Below are 16,677 nucleotides of genomic sequence, written 5' to 3' on the forward strand. Positions count from 1 at the left end.
GTGGAGCCGGAAGCGTATCTGCGCCATGTGCTGGCGATTATCGCGGATCATCCCATCAACAAAATCAAAGAGCTCCTGCCGTGGAACCTCACCATCCCTGCTGAATAACTGTCAATACGGCGCTGGGCGTACGCTTACAAAAACAGCGTGTCCGGATCTCCGCGCCGAGCGGCTATCATCAGCAAGTCATTCGCGTTACTGGTAAAAATGACGTCCGGCGTGGGATGCTGCCTCACCCGCAACTGCCCGTCGCACAGCGTCATCGCCCAGCTCAGCCCTAGGTCGTCGACATTGATTTGCAACCAGCGGCCATCCAGAAAGTCCAATTCGCCTTCTTCCAGCGCTGAACGAAACTGCCAGTGCAATACCTGTTCCAGGACCTGGCGCCGTACGGCAAATGGGGTCAGTTTAATCGGCAAGCGCAACAGCGACGGCCCCCGGCGCACCAGCTGTGCTCGTAGTTTCTCCCACACTGTTTTCACTCCTTCAAAAAAAGTTATTGCCCATTTTGCCACAGCGGCCGGCGCACGCAGGGGCCTATATCAATGTTTCGCACAAAAACGTCGCGATTTACCACCGCCGGCGGCGGTTTTCCCCTGCCATTACGCCATAAACTGCCCCAAATCAAAATCCCTTCCCCCACCCTTATTTACAATTGCCGACAGGCCCGCGTGGCAAATGCTGTTAATTCAGCCTGTTGGCCTGGAATTATTTCTTGCCCTTGCCGGCTTCGGCAACGGGTGGCCACTTCTTGGGAGCTTTATGGAACTGCTCTGCCCAGCCGGTAATCTACCGGCACTCAAGGCGGCGATTGATAATGGCGCCGACGCGGTGTATATCGGCCTGAAGGACGATACCAACGCCTGTCATTTCGCCGGCCTCAATTTTACCGATCAGCGCTTACAGGAGGCGGAGCGCTATGTGCACCGTCACAGGCGCAAGCTGCATATCGCTATCAATACCTTTGCCCATCCCGACGGTTATGCACGCTGGCAGCACGCGATAGACATGGCGGCGCAGAGCGGCGCCGACGCGCTGATTCTGGCAGACCTGGCGAGATGCTGGCCTATGCCGCCGAGCGCTATCCCGCCATAGAGCGCCATGTTTCGGTGCAGGCCTCCGCCACCAATCAGGCGGCTATCCGCTTTTATCAGCAACAGTTCGACGTCGCGCGGGTGGTCCTGCCACGCGTGCTGTCGATCCATCAGGTGAAACAGCTCACGCAAGTAAGCCCGGTGCCGCTGGAAGTGTTTGCCTTCGGCAACCTTTGTATCATGGCCGAAGGACGCTGCTATCTCTCGTCCTATTTAACCGGTGAATCACCCAACACGGTCGGCGCCTGCTCACCGGCGCGTTTTGTCCGCTAGCAGCAAACCGCCGCCGGGATGGAGGCACGGCTCAACGATGTGCTGATTGACCGCTATCAACCCGATGAAAATGCCGGTTACCCCACCCTGTGCAAGGGCCGCTATCTGGTGGACGGGCAGCGCTATCACGCGTTGGAAGAGCCCACCAGTTTGAATACGCTGTCGCTGCTGCCGGCGCTATTCACCGCCAATATTGCCTCGGTGAAAATCGAAGGACGCCAGCGCAGCCCCGCCTATGTCAGCCAGGTCACCCGCGTGTGGCGGCAGGCCATCGATCGCTGCCGCGCCAATCCCGACGCCTACCAGCCGGAGGATGCCTGGAATCAGACGCTGGCGGCAATGTCGGAAGGCGTTCAGACCACCCTCGGCGCTTACCACCGCCGCTGGCAGTAACAGGAGAGTCAGACATGCGCTATTCTCTCGGGCCGGTACTGTACTATTGGCCTAAACAAACGCTGGAGACCTTCTACCAGCAGGCGGCGGAAAGCCAGGCCGATATTATCTATTTAGGTGATTAGGTGAAACCGTTTGCAGCAAGCGCCGATTAATGAAAACCGGCGACTGGCTGGCAATGGCCAAGCGTCTGCTGCCGAGCGGCAAACAGATCATTATTTCCACGCTGGCGCTGATCCAGGTGCCCTCCGAACTCACTGAGCTGAAACGCTACTTGGATAACGGCGAGTTTTTACTCGAGGCCAATGATCTCGGCACGGTGCAGCTGGCGGCGGAGCAGCGGCTGCCCTTCGTCGCCGGCCCAGCCCTGAATTGCGATAACGCTTATACGCTGCGCATTTTGCTCAAGCAAGGGATGGTGCGTTGGTGTATGCCCGTCGAGCTGTCGCGCGAATGGCTGAGCAACACGCTGGTACAGTGCGAAGAACTGGGGATCCGCGGCCGTTTTGAGGTGGAAGTTTTCAGCTATGGCCATCTGCCGCTCGCCTGGTCTGCGCGCTGTTTCACCGCCCGTTCGGAGAACCGGTCGAAGGATGAGTGCGAAACCTGCTGTATCCATTACCTCCAGGGACGGCCGGTGATGACGCAGGAGCAGCAACAGGTCTTCGTGCTGAACGGCATCCAAACCCAGAGTGGCTACTGCTATAACCTGATTAATGAACAGGTTTCCATGGCAGGGCTGGTGGATGTGGTACTCTTCTCGCCTCAGGACTTGTCCACGCCTGGGCAGGTGGCGGCGTTTCGCGCCAACCAGCAGGGGCATCATGGCGCGGTGCTGAGCGGGCAGAAAGAATGCAACGGTTACTGGCGACGCATTCCCGGCCTGGCGCTGGTGGAATAAAGCCCTTGATGCGGGCAAACACGCCGGCGACGCGACGCACCAGCACGAGTGATGTGACCCTTCACGCCGGCGCCACGACGGGCCACCGGCACGCTAAGAGTAACACCCTTGGCGCCTCGCCACCCTTCAAGCCATCGCCGGCTTAATAACCATAATAAATAATGGGCTATCGCTGCCCGTATTTTTAGTTAATACTCATAGTTATCATTAGCCGACAAAGTTGCGGCACAGACAACCTGTGAGTATGCCCATGCTGACTAAACAGACACCGATTCCCTTTTCCGTACTGGATCTCGCTCCGGTGCCACAGGGCGCGACGCGTTCCATGCCTCCCTGGATTTGGCGCGCCACGCCGAGCAATGGGGTTACCACCGCTACTGGATGGCGGAACATCATAATATGACCGGCATCGCCAGCGCCGCCACCTCGGTGCTGCTGGGGCATATCGCCAACGGTACCACCACCCTGCGCGTCGGCTCCGGCGGCGTCATACTGCCGAACCACTCACCGCTGGTGATTGCCGAGCAGTTCGGCCCGCTGGCAACCCTCTACCCCGGCAGGGTGGATTTGGGGCTAGGCCGCGCACCAGGTACCGATCAGAGCACCATGCTGGCGCTGCGCCGGCATCTTGCCAATGACGTAGATAACTTCCCTCGCGATGTACAAGAGCTGTTAGGCTACTTCGACGACGTCAAACCGGGCCAGCCGGTGCAGGTGGTCCCCGGTCAAGGATTACATGTGCCGATTTGGCTGCTCGGCTCAAGCCTCTACAGCGCACAACTGGCGGCGGCAATGGGCCTGGCCTTCGCTTTCGCCTCCCATTTCGCGCCGGACATGTTGTGGCAGGCGCTGAGTCTGTATCGCGAGCATTTCACGCCGTCGCCCACCCTGGCACAGCCTTACGCCATGGTCTGTATCAACGTGATCGCCGCCGACAGTGAACGCGACGCCCGCTTCCTGCTTCCTGCTTCCTGTTCACCTCGATGCAGCAGCAATTTATCAATTTGCGCCGCGGCCGGCCGGGCCCGTTGCCGCCGCCGGTGGAAGATATCGAGGCGCTGTGGTCGCCGGGTGAGCAATACGGTGTTGATCAAGCTTTGCGGCTGTCGGTTGTTGGTGATGCCGCGCAGGTCAAGAGCGGACTGAAGGCCCTGATAAAAGAGACCGGCGCCGACGAACTGATGATCAACGGCCAGATTTTTGATCATCAGACGCGTCTGCGCTCATTTGAAATTGCCATGGCGGCGCGAGAACACGTGCAGGAGTGAGCCCCGCTGAGGACCGTCGGCTGAGTCAATGCCCATTGGCGCCCCCGGCGCGGAACACCATAAAAAAACCCGCCGACAGGCGGGTTTTTGATTATCAGCGGCACGGCATGAACACAGCTGCGCCCGTAGGTCTATCGGGTCAACGGGGGGCGACCTCCCGCCTGTTCCCCATCGAGTGGCGGGGCCTGGTCACCGACCTTCACCACCCAACGCGAAACGCCGCCCGTAGGCGGCGTTCGTTCGTCATACCTGGCGACAACCTCGGCGATTATGCATCGCCACCGAAACTGCGGCGGCCGGCCGGTGCGGCGTCACTGTCACGGCGCGCGCTGGCCGTCACGGTTGAACCGACGTTCGCTACCGGCAGCGCCATCGCGGCGATCGCCGAAGCTGCGACGGCCGCCATCACGGCGTTCACGGCGCGGCGGGCGCTCGCCGCCATCCCGGCGCTCGTCGCGCTCGCGGAATTCACGGCGCGGACGGCGTTCAATCACCGGATCCGGCGGCAGGATCAACGGGCGTTCGCCTTGGGCCATTTTCAACAACGCCGCGGCCAGCGTTTCCATTTCCAGCTCTTCCGCCGGCTGCAGTTTAGCCAGCAGGGCGCGGTACATATCCAGATCGCTACTTTCCAGCTGGTTTTGCACCTGGGCGGCAAACTTGGCCAGGCGGCGGGTGCTCAGCACCTCGGCGGTCGGCAGTTCCACTTCGGGGATGGTCAGTTTCATGATGCGTTCGATATTGCGTAACAGACGGCGCTCGCGGTTTTCCACGAACAGCAGCGCCCGACCTGCGCGGCCGGCACGACCGGTACGGCCGATACGGTGTACGTAGGATTCGGAATCCATCGGAATATCGTAGTTCACGACCAGGCTAATGCGATCAACGTCCAGGCCGCGGGCGGCGACGTCGGTTGCGATCAGAATATCCAGGCGGCCATCCTTCAAGCGATCAAGCGTCTGCTCGCGCAGCGCCTGGTTCATGTCGCCGTTCAGGGCAGCGCTGTTGTAACCGCTGAGCTCCAGCGCTTCGGCCACTTCCAGCGTGGCGTTTTTGGTACGCACGAAGATAATGGCGGCGTCGAAATCTTCCGCTTCCAGGAAACGCACCAGCGCTTCATTCTTGCGCATGCCGTGAACGGTCCAGTAGCTCTGGCTGATATCGGGACGGGTGGTCACGCTGGATTGAATACGCACTTCCTGCGGCTCGTTCATGAAACGGCGGGTAATACGACGAATCGCTTCCGGCATGGTGGCGGAGAACAGCGCGGTTTGGTGCTGTGCGGGCACCTGCGCCAGGATGTTTTCCACGTCTTCGATAAAGCCCATGCGCAGCATCTCATCAGCTTCGTCCAGTACCAGCCCGCTCAAATTGGACAGATCCAGCGTGCCGCGCTTCAAATGGTCCAGCAGGCGGCCCGGGGTGCCGACCACAATCTGCGGCCCCTGGCGCAGCACGCGTAACTGCACGTCATAACGCTGTCCGCCGTACAGGGCGACCACGTTGACGCCTTTCATATGCTTGGCGAAATCGGCGCAGGCTTCCCCGACCTGTACCGCCAGTTCGCGGGTCGGCGCCAGCACCAGCACCTGCGGCGCGGCCAGTTCGGGATTGATATTGTGCAGCAGAGGCAAAGAGAAGGCCGCGGTTTTACCGCTGCCGGTCTGCGCCATGCCCAGTACGTCACGACCGGCCAACAGATGCGGAATACAGGCGGCCTGGATGGGTGACGGCTTTTCATAACCGAGATCGGTCAGTGCGTTAAGGATAGGAGCTTTCAGTCCCAGATCGACAAAAGAGGTTTCTACTTCAGACATGTACACGTGCCTCATTTCTTAATGGCGGCCAGTCTACATACCTCGTCGTGAAAACTTTCATTCATTTTCATCAAAAGTGTGAACCGGCTCAAATTGGATTTAAAACGAAAAAAACAAGCTCTCACCCACGCAGGTGAAAAAAAGAGTAATGCGGGCTACGTATGTTTTGTTCGTCAGCTATTGCTGGTCCGATTCTGATAGGTCGTCTTACCCTTGGCCTAAAAGCGCCAATTCCAACAATGCATAGCGGTGCTCAACAAAGTTATGCACGTTGTTAGCAACCGTCAGTTTGAACAGCGCCGAAGCGGCGTTCTTGTCCCCCAGACTCAGGTAGTGTTTACCTAAATAGAAGTCAGTTTCACTGAGATGCTCGGCGAGCGAAGTGTTATCCGTTGCGTCCGCCTTGAGGCTCGCCATCAGCGTCGATTCGCTAATGTCCCCCAGGTAGAACTCGACAATATTCCATCCCCATTGCCCTTTATTCGCCCTCACATAACGGCTTTGCAGCGCGTTATGCGCTTTCCCACCGTCGATTTTTTTCTCGACCAGGAAAAGCCACAGCGAGCGGAAGGGATCGTTTGGGTCGTCGCGATAAAACGCCTGCAGATCATCCTGCGCTAAACGGTAGCGGCCTCCGTAATACAGGGCGATGCCACGGTTTAAATACGCGTAGTTGTAAGTTGGATCAAGCTCTAGTACAGAATCAAACGTTTCATAGGCGGCATCGTAATTGCCCGCCTGCGTTAAGTATATGCCGAGATAATTAAAAACTTCCGGCATATCGGGTCGGATTGCTAGCGCCTGTGAAAAATCATTGCTCGCCAGCGCTCTCAGCCCAAGACTATCATACAGCACTCCGCGCTCATATAATAGCTGTGCTCGTTCATCATCGGTAAGGGCTCGGCTCGCCAGTATCTGTTCCATACGCGCCAGAATGACTTCTTGTTGTAGCTTGGGCTGCAAAGGTACGGCCAGAACGCTATCTTTACTACGCCAATCACTGTTGCTGCATCCTGCCAGCATTAACGCCATTGCAACGAACCACCAGCGCAAGTAAGGCCTCATTTCCCACTCCCGAAGAAAAACATTGGATGAACGTCCTGTCCCCCATCGGCTTAATACAAGGCATCCCGCCCTTGTGATACGAACAGCTCCCCACCGGGGTAAGGAGCTGTTAAATGCGCTAACAGTTTAAGGCTATTCTGCTTCAGGCACCACGGCGTCCTGGCTGGGGGCACTGGCTTCCTTGATGCTCAGACGAACACGACCCTGACGGTCAACTTCCAGAACCTTGACCGGCACTTCCTGGCCCAGTTCCAGATAATCAGCCACTTTCTCTACACGCTTATCGGCAATCTGGGAGATATGCACCAGCCCTTCTTTGCCGCCGCCGATGGCAACAAAGGCACCGAAGTCCACGATGCGGGTCACTTTACCATTATAGATACGGCCCACTTCGATTTCCGCGGTGATCTCTTCAATGCGGCGAATCGCGTGACGGGCTTTATCGCCGTCGGTGGCCGCCACTTTCACGGTACCGTCATCTTCGATTTCGATCGTCGTGCCGGTTTCTTCGGTCAGCGCGCGAATAACCGAGCCGCCTTTACCAATCACGTCCTTGATCTTATCGGGACTGATTTTAATCGTATGAATGCGCGGCGCGAATTCGGAAATATCGCCACGCGGTGAGCTGATTGCCCGCTCCATCACGCCGAGGATGTGCATGCGCGCGCCCTTGGCCTGATTCAGCGCCACCTGCATGATTTCGCGGGTGATGCCTTCAATTTTAATGTCCATCTGCAGCGCGGTGACGCCTTCACGGCTGCCTGCAACTTTGAAATCCATATCGCCCAGATGATCTTCATCACCCAGAATATCGGATAACACCACAAAGTTGTCGCCTTCTTTCACCAGACCCATGGCGATACCGGCAACGGCCGCCTTGATGGGCACCCCGGCGTCCATCAGCGCCAGCGACGCGCCGCACACGGAAGCCATGGAGGAGGAGCCGTTGGATTCGGTGATTTCCGATACCACGCGCACGGTGTAGGGGAATTCGCTGGCGTTCGGCATCACCGCCAGAACACCGCGCTTCGCCAGACGGCCGTGGCCGATTTCCCGGCGCTTCGGCGACCCCACCATGCCGGTTTCACCGACGCAGTACGGAGGGAAATTATAGTGTAGCAGGAAATGGTCTGTCCGTTCACCCGTCAATTCATCAATATTCTGCGCATCGCGTTCGGTGCCAAGGGTAGCGGTGACCAACGCCTGGGTTTCGCCGCGGGTGAACAGTGCCGACCCATGGGTACGCGGCAGTACGCCGGTGCGCACGTCCAGGCCGCGAATCATATCTTTTTCACGGCCGTCGATACGCGGCTCACCGCGCAATACGCGGCTGCTCACCACATTTTTCTCCAGCGTGCCCAGGATGTCTTTGATTTCGCCTTCGTCCAGGGTTTCGTCCTGGCCCGTCAGCGCTTCCACGACATCGGCCTTGATAGCGTCCACCGCGGCATAGCGCTCTTGCTTTTCGGTGATGCGATAGGCGTCGCCCAGACGGGATTCCGCCAGCTCGGCGACCCGCGCCTGAAGAGCGACGTTAACGTCCTGCGCCTGCCATTGCCATTTCGGCTTGCCGGCTTCAGCCACCAGCTGATTGATGTTGTCGATCACCACCTGCTGCTGATCGTGGCCGTACACCACGGCGCCCAGCATTTGATCTTCGCTTAACAGCTGCGCTTCAGATTCCACCATCAGCACCGCATTCTGGGTACCGGCCACCACCAGATCCAGGCGGCTATCAGCCAGTTCAGCCTGGGTCGGGTTCAGCACGTACTGGTCGTTGATGTAGCCCACGCGCGCGGCGCCGATAGGGCCGCTGAACGGAATACCGGACAGGCTCAGCGCGGCGGAAGCGCCAATCATCGCCACGATATCGGGGCTCACCTGCGGATTAACCGATACCACGGTGGCGATAACCTGCACTTCGTTCAGGAAACCTTCCGGGAACAGCGGACGGATCGGACGGTCGATCAGACGCGAAATCAGCGTTTCGCCTTCGCTCGGACGGCCTTCACGTCGGAAGAATCCGCCTGGGAAACGGCCCGCGGCATAGGTCCGCTCTTGATAGTTGACGGTGAGCGGGAAGAAGCTCTGTCCCGGTTTTGCTTGTTTGGCGCCCACAACGGTCACAAACACCGCCGTGTCGTCCATGCTTACCATGACTGCGGCAGTCGCCTGACGGGCCATCATACCGGTTTCCAGCGTGACGGTATGTTGACCGTATTGAAACTTGCGAACAATCGGATTTAGCAAAATAATTTCCTTTTTCAAAGTGCGCGACGCTCTCAAACCGGCCGCCCACCGTTGACGAACAACCTTCTCATCGCATCCTCGCGACTAATGACAATCTTTATCCCGCGGAATAAAGCCTCTCATTAGCCGCGCGAACCTCAGCAATGGAAGAATCTACTTAGCGTCCACCGCGGCGCGGGCGGAAGTATTTCCCGCCCCGGGGTGAGCGCTGCCTAGAAGAAAGGGGCCACATAAGGCCCCTTTCTCCTGAAACTGTCTGGCTTAGCGACGCAGAGCCAGGCGTTCGATAAGACTGGTGTAACGCGCCACATCTTTGCCCTTCAGGTAGTCGAGCAGCTTACGACGCTGTGAAACCATACGCAGCAGACCACGGCGGCTGTGGTGATCTTTTTTGTGTTCCGCAAAATGGCCCTGCAGATGGCTAATCTGAGCGGTTAAAAGAGCAACCTGAACTTCAGTGGAACCACTGTCTTTGGCATCATGGCCGAAATCAGAAACAATTTTCGCTTTCGCTTCAACACTTAGAGACATTATAACACTCCAAAATGATTGTGAAATAATAGATGGGCGCCGATCTCTAATTCAGCCACCCGCTTTCAGTAAGCCGCGCTATTCTACTCTCAGCCCGTGCCGATCGCAAGGCGATTACATGATCAGGCACGCGGTTCCGCAATCAGCCGGCCTGGTGCGGCGATTTCGCCGATGCCGAAAAAGCACCCGGCGTCCCCCTCGGTCAGGCGTACCAGACCGGCCTGCGGCTGCGCTGTAACCGCTACCGTTTGCCCGAGCCGTACCCGCGCGGCGATATCAGACGACAGATTAACCGCCGGCATATCCGCCACCGCGCTGTCCATCGGCAACAGCTGCGCCAGGGTTTTCGGCGCCTCCGGCGCGTCGGCGGCGATGGCCTGCAGCGCCGCAAGCGTTACCATACGCTCGGTGGGGTAGCGGGCGACCGCCAGCCGACGCAGTGCCGTGACGTGCGCGCCGCAGCCGAGACGTTCACCCAAATCGTCGATAATGGTACGAATATAGGTTCCTTTGGAACAATGAATTTCCAATTCCACCTCTGTCAGATCCCAGTGGTGTAACTGCAAATCGTATACGTGGGATAGGGCGCGCCTCGCGCTCTACCGTGATACCTTTGCGCGCGTACTCGTACAGCGGACGCCCCTGATGCTTTAGCGCCGAAAACATCGACGGCACCTGGCTGCTTTCGCCCCGGAAGTGGTCCAGCGCCGCCTCCAGCCGCGCCTGGTCCAGCGATACCGGCCGGACACTGACCGTCTGGCCCTCGGCATCGGAGGTATCGGTGCGTTCGCCGAGCCGGGCGGTCACCCGGTAGTGTTTATTGGCCTCCAGCAAATGCTGGGAAAACTTGGTCGCCTCGCCGAGGCAGACGGGCAGCATGCCGGTCGCCAGCGGATCCAGCGCGCCGCTATGCCCGGCTTTGTTGGCGCGAAACAGCCGTTTCACCTTTTGCAACAGATCGTTGGACGAAAGCCCGAGCGGTTTATCCAGCAAGACGATACCGTCGATATCACAGCCACGGCGACTTGGACGGCCCATCAGTCTTCCTTATCCTCGCTGCCTTCATCGTCCGCCGGGCTTGTGCCGCGGCGCAGGCGGTCGTTTTGCACCACCTGGCTGACCAGGTTAGACATGCGCATGCCTTCCACCAGCGAATTATCGTAGGCGAACGTCAGCGCAGGCACTACGCGCAGGCGCATGGCTTTGCCCAGTAGGCTACGAATAAAACCCGCCGCATCCTGTAGCGCCCGGACGCCGGTTTTCACCTGTTCGGGGGTATTGTCATTCAAAAAAGTGACGAACACCTTGGCATAAGCCAGATCGCGCGAGATTTCAACGCCGGACACCGTCGCCATGCCGACGCGAGGATCTTTGATTTCGCGCTGCAAGATGATGGCGATTTCCTTTTGCATCTCCTGCACGACACGCTGGGTGCGGCTATATTCTTTGGCCATGGTAAATTCTCCAGACAAGCAGGGGGGGGGGCTTTCCGCCCCCCTGTGATATGCGCTGCCGATAACGCGTTATCAGGCAATGGTACGTTGGATCTCGATGGTTTCAAAGACTTCGATCACGTCGCCTGAGCGCACGTCGTTGTAGTTCTTCACGCCGATGCCGCACTCCATGCCGTTACGCACTTCGTTGACGTCATCTTTAAAGCGGCGCAGCGACTCCAGTTCACCTTCGTAGATCACCACGTTTTCACGCAGCACACGGATTTTGTTGTGACGCTTCACCACGCCTTCCGTCACCATACAGCCGGCGATAGCGCCGAATTTCGGTGAACGGAACACATCGCGCACTTCCGCCAGACCAATGATTTCCTGTTTGTATTCCGGCGCCAGCATGCCGCTCATCGCCTGTTTGACTTCATCAATCAAATCGTAGATAACCGAGTAATAGCGCAGATCCAGGTTCTCCGCTTCGATGACGCGGCGAGCGGATGCATCGGCACGCACGTTAAAGCCCAGCAGGATGGCGTTGGAAGCCGCCGCCAGCGTCGCGTCGGTCTCGGTAATGCCGCCCACGCCGGAGCCGACAATCTTCACCTTCACCTCGTCGGTGAACAAATTCTCCAGCGCGTCGCTGATGGCTTCGGCGGAACCCTGTACGTCAGACTTCAGCACGATGTTCAGCTCGGACACTTCACCTTCGGTCATGTTGGCGAACATGTTTTCCAGTTTGGACTTCTGCTGGCGCGCCAGTTTGACTTCGCGGAACTTGCCTTGACGATACAGCGCCACTTCACGCGCTTTCTTCTCGTCGCGCACCACCGTCGCTTCATCACCGGCGGCCGGCACCCGGGACAGACCGAGGATCTCGACCGGTATCGACGGGCCGGCGGAAGCCACATCACGGCCCACTTCATCGCGCATGGCGCGCACGCGGCCGTACTCGAAACCGCACAGGACAATGTCGCCCCGATTCAGGGTACCTTCACGTACCAGCACGGTCGCGACCGGGCCACGGCCCTTGTCCAGGAAGGATTCGATGACGACACCGCTGGCCATGCCGTTGCGGATCGCTTTCAGCTCCAGCACTTCGGCCTGCAGCAAGATGGCGTCCAGCAGTTCGTCAATACCCTCGCCGGATTTGGCGGAAACATGCACGAACTGGCTTTCACCGCCCCACTCTTCCGGAATGACGCCGTATTGGGTCAGCTCATTCTTGACCCGATCCGGATCCGCTTCCGGCTTATCGATCTTGTTAACCGCCACCACCACCGGTACTTTTGCCGCTTTGGCGTGCTGGATAGCTTCGATAGTCTGCGGCATCACGCCGTCATCGGCAGCCACCACCAGCACCACGATATCCGTCGCCTGCGCACCGCGGGCGCGCATTGCGGTAAAGGCCGCATGCCCCGGGGTATCGAGGAAGGTTATCATGCCGTTATCGGTTTCCACATGATAGGCGCCGATATGCTGGGTAATGCCCCCGGCCTCGCCTGCCGCCACCTTGGTGGAGCGGATATAGTCCAGGAGCGAGGTTTTACCGTGGTCGACGTGGCCCATGATGGTCACTACCGGCGCGCGGGATTCCGCGGCGGCGGAGCTGCCGGTGTCGCGGTCGGACATCACCGACTCTTCCAGCTCGTTCTCACGGCGCAAAATCACCTTGTGGCCCATTTCTTCCGCCACCAGTTGCGCGGTTTCCTGATCGATCACCTGGTTGATGGTCGCCATGGCGCCCAGCTTCATCATCGCTTTAATGACCTGAGAGCCTTTCACCGCCATCTTGTTGGCCAATTCCGCCACGGTGATGGTTTCGCCGATGATCACATCGCGGTTCACCGCCTGTGCCGGCTTGTTAAAGCCCTGCATCAAGGTACTCGGTTTACGCTTGCTCTTGCCGCCACGGCCCACGGCACGCGCTTCTTCGCGATCGGCCTTGGATTCGGACAAACGGCTGGTCTTCTTCTGCTTGGTGGCTTTACCGCCGCGGGTGCGGCTGCGGCGATCGCCTTCCACTTTGCGATCGTTTTCGTCTTCAGCTTCTCGGGCGTGATGGGAGGTAGTGACGTGGTAATCGGTGGTATCTTCCTCCGCCGGCTCAGGCGCGTTATCCCAGGTGCCGCCACGTTCTTCGGCCATACGACGCGCTTCTTCCGCGACCTGGCGAGCCTTTTCTTCGACCTTGCGACGCGTTTCCTCTTCCGCTTTGCGTCTTAGCTCCGCGGCTTCGGCTTCACGGCGAGCTTTTTCAGCCGCCTGTGGTGACTTGGTCATAGTATTGGTCTGCTGGTTAGTCAATTTATCACTTTCCGCTGCCACACGTTTCGCTTTTTCGGCGGCTTCACGCTGGGCCTGCTGCTGAGCCAACTCTTCCGCTTCACGCCGGACCTGTTCTTCCGCTTCAGCCTGCTCTTGCGCCGGCGGATCGCGTTGCACATAGGTGCGCTTCTTGCGCACTTCGATTTGCACCGACTTACTTTTACCGCCGGTGCTGGGAATATTCAAGGTGCTGCGCGTTTTGCGCTGCAAAGTTAATTTATTGGGCGCCGCGCCGCGATCGCGGTTCAGGTGCGCCAGTAAGGTTTCTTTTTCCTGCTGGGTCACAGAATTCAGTGCGGTTTTATCAATGCCCGCATCAGCAAATTGCTGTACCAGGCGATCGACCGGAGTCTGTATTTCTGCGGCGAGCGATTTTACGGTTACATCTGTCATGCTGTTCCTTTCCTGCTACAGTTTATTACGCGTTGTCGCCAAACCAGCAAATATTGCGCGCGGCCATAATCAGCTCGCCGGCTTTTTCACTACTCAGCCCTTCAATATCTGACAGGTCGTCGACACCCTGTTCGGCAAGATCTTCCAGCGTACAAACACCACGCGCCACCAGCTTGAACGCCATGTCGCGCTCAAGTTCAGGCAGACCCAGCAGGTCTTCAGCCGGTACGCCCGCGCCGCGATTCTCTTCCTGCGCCAGGGCAAGCGTGGTCAGCGCATTCTTCGCCCGTTCGCGCAGCGCTTCCACCGTTTCTTCATCGAGCCCTTCAATTTCCAGCAGTTCGTTTATCGGTACGTAGGCCAGCTCCTGAAGAGATGAGAAACCTTCCTCCACCAGTACCGTAGCGAACTCTTCATCGATATCCAGATTGCGGGTAAAGATATCGATGGCCGCATGGGCTTCAGCTTGATGTTTTGCCTGCAGATCCTCTACCGTCATTACGTTCAGCTCCCAGCCGCTAAGCTGGGAAGCAAGCCGGACGTTTTGTCCGTTGCGGCCGATAGCCTGGGCAAGATTGCCCGCTTCTACCGCGATATCCATGGTGTGCTTGTCCTCGTCCACCACGATGGAGGCGACATCGGCAGGGGCCATGGCGTTAATAACGAACTGGGCCGGGTTGTCATCCCACAGCACGATATCGATGCGTTCACCGCCCAATTCGCTGGACACCGCCTGGACGCGCGCGCCGCGCATGCCGACGCAGGCGCCGACCGGATCAATACGCTTGTCGTTGGTCTTCACGGCGATTTTCGCCCGTGAGCCCGGATCGCGGGCGGCGGCCTTGATTTCAATCACTTCTTCACCGATTTCCGGCACTTCAATGCGGAACAGCTCTACCAGCATCTCCGGCCGCGACCGGCTGACAAACAGCTGCGCGCCGCGCGCTTCCGGACGTACAGAATATAACACGCCACGAATACGGTCGCCGGGGCGGAAGTTTTCACGCGGCAGCATGTCTTCGCGGCCGATCACCGCTTCGGCATTGCTGCCCAAATCCAGACTGATGCTGTCCCGGTTAACTTTTTTCACCACGCCGGTGACTATCGCACCTTCATGACTGCGGAACTGATCGACCACCATCGCCCGCTCGGCTTCACGCACTTTTTGGACGATGACTTGCTTGGCGGTCTGGGTGGTAATACGGTCAAACACCACCGATTCAATTTCATCTTCGATGTAGCCGCCAAGCGGCGCTTCAGGGTCGTCAAACTGCGCCGCGTCCAGGGTGATTTCCCGGGTGGGCTGGGTCACTTCGTCCACGATGAGCCAACGGCGGAAGGTATCGAAATCCCCCGACTTGCGGTCGATGCTGACGCGGACTTCGATTTCCTGTTCGTATTTTTTCTTCGTTGCCGTGGCCAGTGCCGTCTCTAGCGCCTCGAAAATCTTTTCCCGCGGGACGGCTTTCTCGTTGGACACTGCCTCAACAACAGCCAGAATTTCTTTATTCATCCTAGTTGCCTCAGTAAAACGTTAAAAGTGGGGTACCAGGTTCGCTTTCTGGATATTGTTCAAAGCGAACACTTCATCTTTTCCTTCCACCGTCACGGTGATCATGTCACCGTCAACCGCTTTGATAATCCCCTGCCATTTACGGCGATTTTGCACCGCGATACGGAGCACCACGCTGACGTCGCTACCGGTAAATTGGCGATAATGCGTGGCGGTAAACAGCGGGCGATCCAGGCCCGGTGATGAGACTTCAAGGTTATAGGCCACGGAGATAGGGTCTTCGACGTCCAGTACCGCGCTGACCTGGTGGCTTACATCAGCACAATCATCAACGGTGATACCCTCGTCACTATCGATATAAATGCGCAGCGTCGACTGACGGCCAGGAATAAATTCAATACCCACCAGCTCGAACCCCAGGGCTTCCACGGGTGCCGTGATCATCTCTGTCAATTTTTGTTCTAATGTGGACAAGGCCACCCCCAAGACATAAAAAAAGGGCTTATTAGCCCGGTATTACTGTAGTGAAATAACAAAAAACCCCGAAAATTCGGGGCGTTAAGTGACTGGACCCTATAAACGGCAGGCGGTTTTGAAACCATTCCAGAAGAATCATTTCTCAAAACGCCTGTGATGGTAAACCTAACGCCTACAGACAGTATATTTGAAAAAGCACTCTAAGGGAATGTGGTTGCGGGGGCCGGATTTGAACCGACGACCTTCGGGTTATGAGCCCGACGAGCTACCAGGCTGCTCCACCCCGCGTCCGAAAACGCTGAAAATACTACGCTGATAACCCTGAGAAAGCAAGTTATCTCTGGGATTGGTACCGAGGACGGGACTTGAACCCGTAAGCCCAATCGGGGACTACCACCTCAAGGTAGCGTGTCTACCAATTCCACCACCTCGGCACTTTCTATCGGCTCTTACGCTGCTGTTTCGTTGCCTTGCCGGGCAACGCTTAACGCTTACTGCGGAATATCGTTACCTGGTTTCGCCGGCGCTTCGGCTGGTGCCTTATCCGCCTGCTGAGCCTGATTCAAATTATCCCACTGGCTGCCTTTTTGACCATGATTGCTGCTCAGGTTGCCCAGCACCAGGCTGAGAACGAAGAATAGCGTCGCCAGCACGGCCGTCATACGGGTAATGAAGTTACCGGAACCGCTTGAACCGAACAGGGTGCCAGAGGCGCCTGCACCGAACGAGGCTCCCATATCAGCACCTTTACCTTGTTGCAGCATGATCAGCGCAACCAGGCCGACCGCTACCAACAGGAATATGACTAACAGAGCTTGGTACATAATCTTTCAGTATCCTTGCGGCTACCACCGCACGTTAAGCTATTGCAGCCCCCAATACGGCACTTGGCGTCGCCGACTGAAGCCGGTGTGAATACTAACCAAAGCGCC

General features: G+C 57.9%; 10 protein-coding genes, 2 tRNA genes and 6 pseudogenes. 4 read left to right on the plus strand and 14 right to left on the minus strand.

Features of this window, described 5'->3' with window-relative positions:
- On the plus strand, positions 1-108 hold a 108-nt coding region (locus ACMX3H_RS06465; RefSeq protein ID WP_415209556.1), incomplete at its 5' end, for a transposase domain-containing protein.
- Between the two features lie 32 nt (positions 109-140).
- On the opposite strand, the pseudogene ubiT reads toward ACMX3H_RS06465, so the two are convergent.
- Positions 141-473: pseudogene (gene ubiT / locus ACMX3H_RS06470) on the minus strand (ubiquinone anaerobic biosynthesis accessory factor UbiT); the annotation flags it as partial.
- A 289-nt stretch (positions 474-762) separates the two neighbouring features.
- Between ubiT and ubiU the strand changes: the two are divergent.
- The 3 pseudogenes from ubiU to ACMX3H_RS06485 all read left to right on the plus strand — a co-directional run bounded on the left by ubiU (position 763) and on the right by ACMX3H_RS06485 (position 3,929).
- Positions 763-1,760, plus strand: a pseudogene (ubiU, locus tag ACMX3H_RS06475) (ubiquinone anaerobic biosynthesis protein UbiU).
- 14 nt (positions 1,761-1,774) lie between these two features.
- Positions 1,775-2,661 (plus strand): annotated as a pseudogene (locus ACMX3H_RS06480) (U32 family peptidase).
- Positions 2,662-2,911: 250 nt separating this feature from the next.
- Positions 2,912-3,929, plus strand: a pseudogene (locus tag ACMX3H_RS06485) (luciferase-like monooxygenase).
- Between the two features lie 371 nt (positions 3,930-4,300).
- Here the strand turns inward: ACMX3H_RS06485 and ACMX3H_RS06490 are convergent.
- The 13 genes and pseudogenes from ACMX3H_RS06490 to secG form a co-directional block, all read right to left on the minus strand.
- Positions 4,301-5,746, minus strand: a pseudogene (locus ACMX3H_RS06490) (DEAD/DEAH family ATP-dependent RNA helicase); the annotation flags it as partial.
- A gap of 11 nt (positions 5,747-5,757) precedes the next feature.
- Positions 5,758-5,817, minus strand: coding sequence for a protein YrbN (yrbN, locus tag ACMX3H_RS06495; RefSeq protein ID WP_376744496.1), 60 nt, complete (start codon positions 5,815-5,817; stop codon positions 5,758-5,760).
- Between the two features lie 136 nt (positions 5,818-5,953).
- Positions 5,954-6,811, minus strand: a complete 858-nt coding sequence (nlpI, locus tag ACMX3H_RS06500) for a lipoprotein NlpI (RefSeq protein WP_415210226.1) — start codon at positions 6,809-6,811, stop codon at positions 5,954-5,956.
- Positions 6,812-6,943: 132 nt separating this feature from the next.
- The gene (pnp, locus tag ACMX3H_RS06505; protein WP_415210227.1) at positions 6,944-9,061 is read right to left on the minus strand and encodes a polyribonucleotide nucleotidyltransferase; all 2,118 of its coding nucleotides are present in this window, start codon (positions 9,059-9,061) and stop codon (positions 6,944-6,946) included.
- A 261-nt stretch (positions 9,062-9,322) separates the two neighbouring features.
- Positions 9,323-9,592, minus strand: a complete 270-nt coding sequence (gene rpsO, locus ACMX3H_RS06510; protein WP_415210228.1) for a 30S ribosomal protein S15 — start codon at positions 9,590-9,592, stop codon at positions 9,323-9,325.
- Positions 9,593-9,714: 122 nt separating this feature from the next.
- Positions 9,715-10,630 (minus strand): annotated as a pseudogene (gene truB / locus ACMX3H_RS06515) (tRNA pseudouridine(55) synthase TruB).
- The gene (rbfA, locus tag ACMX3H_RS06520) at positions 10,630-11,046 is read right to left on the minus strand and encodes a 30S ribosome-binding factor RbfA (protein WP_415210229.1); all 417 of its coding nucleotides are present in this window, start codon (positions 11,044-11,046) and stop codon (positions 10,630-10,632) included. Before rbfA ends, truB begins: the two are co-directional and overlap by 1 nt.
- Positions 11,047-11,118: 72 nt before the next feature.
- Positions 11,119-13,755, minus strand: coding sequence for a translation initiation factor IF-2 (gene infB / locus ACMX3H_RS06525; RefSeq protein WP_415210230.1), 2,637 nt, complete (start codon positions 13,753-13,755; stop codon positions 11,119-11,121).
- 25 nt (positions 13,756-13,780) lie between these two features.
- On the minus strand, positions 13,781-15,268 hold the full coding sequence (nusA, locus tag ACMX3H_RS06530; RefSeq protein ID WP_415210231.1) for a transcription termination factor NusA: 1,488 nt from the start codon (positions 15,266-15,268) through the stop codon (positions 13,781-13,783).
- A 21-nt stretch (positions 15,269-15,289) separates the two neighbouring features.
- A complete protein-coding gene (gene rimP / locus ACMX3H_RS06535; protein ID WP_415210232.1) occupies positions 15,290-15,742 on the minus strand; it encodes a ribosome maturation factor RimP in 453 nt (150 codons plus the stop codon).
- A 214-nt stretch (positions 15,743-15,956) separates the two neighbouring features.
- Positions 15,957-16,033 (minus strand) — tRNA-Met (locus tag ACMX3H_RS06540).
- Positions 16,034-16,092: 59 nt separating this feature from the next.
- A tRNA-Leu gene (locus ACMX3H_RS06545) sits at positions 16,093-16,179 on the minus strand.
- Positions 16,180-16,236: 57 nt separating this feature from the next.
- A complete protein-coding gene (secG, locus tag ACMX3H_RS06550; RefSeq protein WP_415210233.1) occupies positions 16,237-16,569 on the minus strand; it encodes a preprotein translocase subunit SecG in 333 nt (110 codons plus the stop codon).
- Positions 16,570-16,677 lie beyond the last annotated feature (108 nt).

It is taken from the genome of Sodalis sp. (in: enterobacteria), assembly GCF_047607725.1.
Classification (GTDB): domain Bacteria; phylum Pseudomonadota; class Gammaproteobacteria; order Enterobacterales; family Enterobacteriaceae; genus JBLKSS01.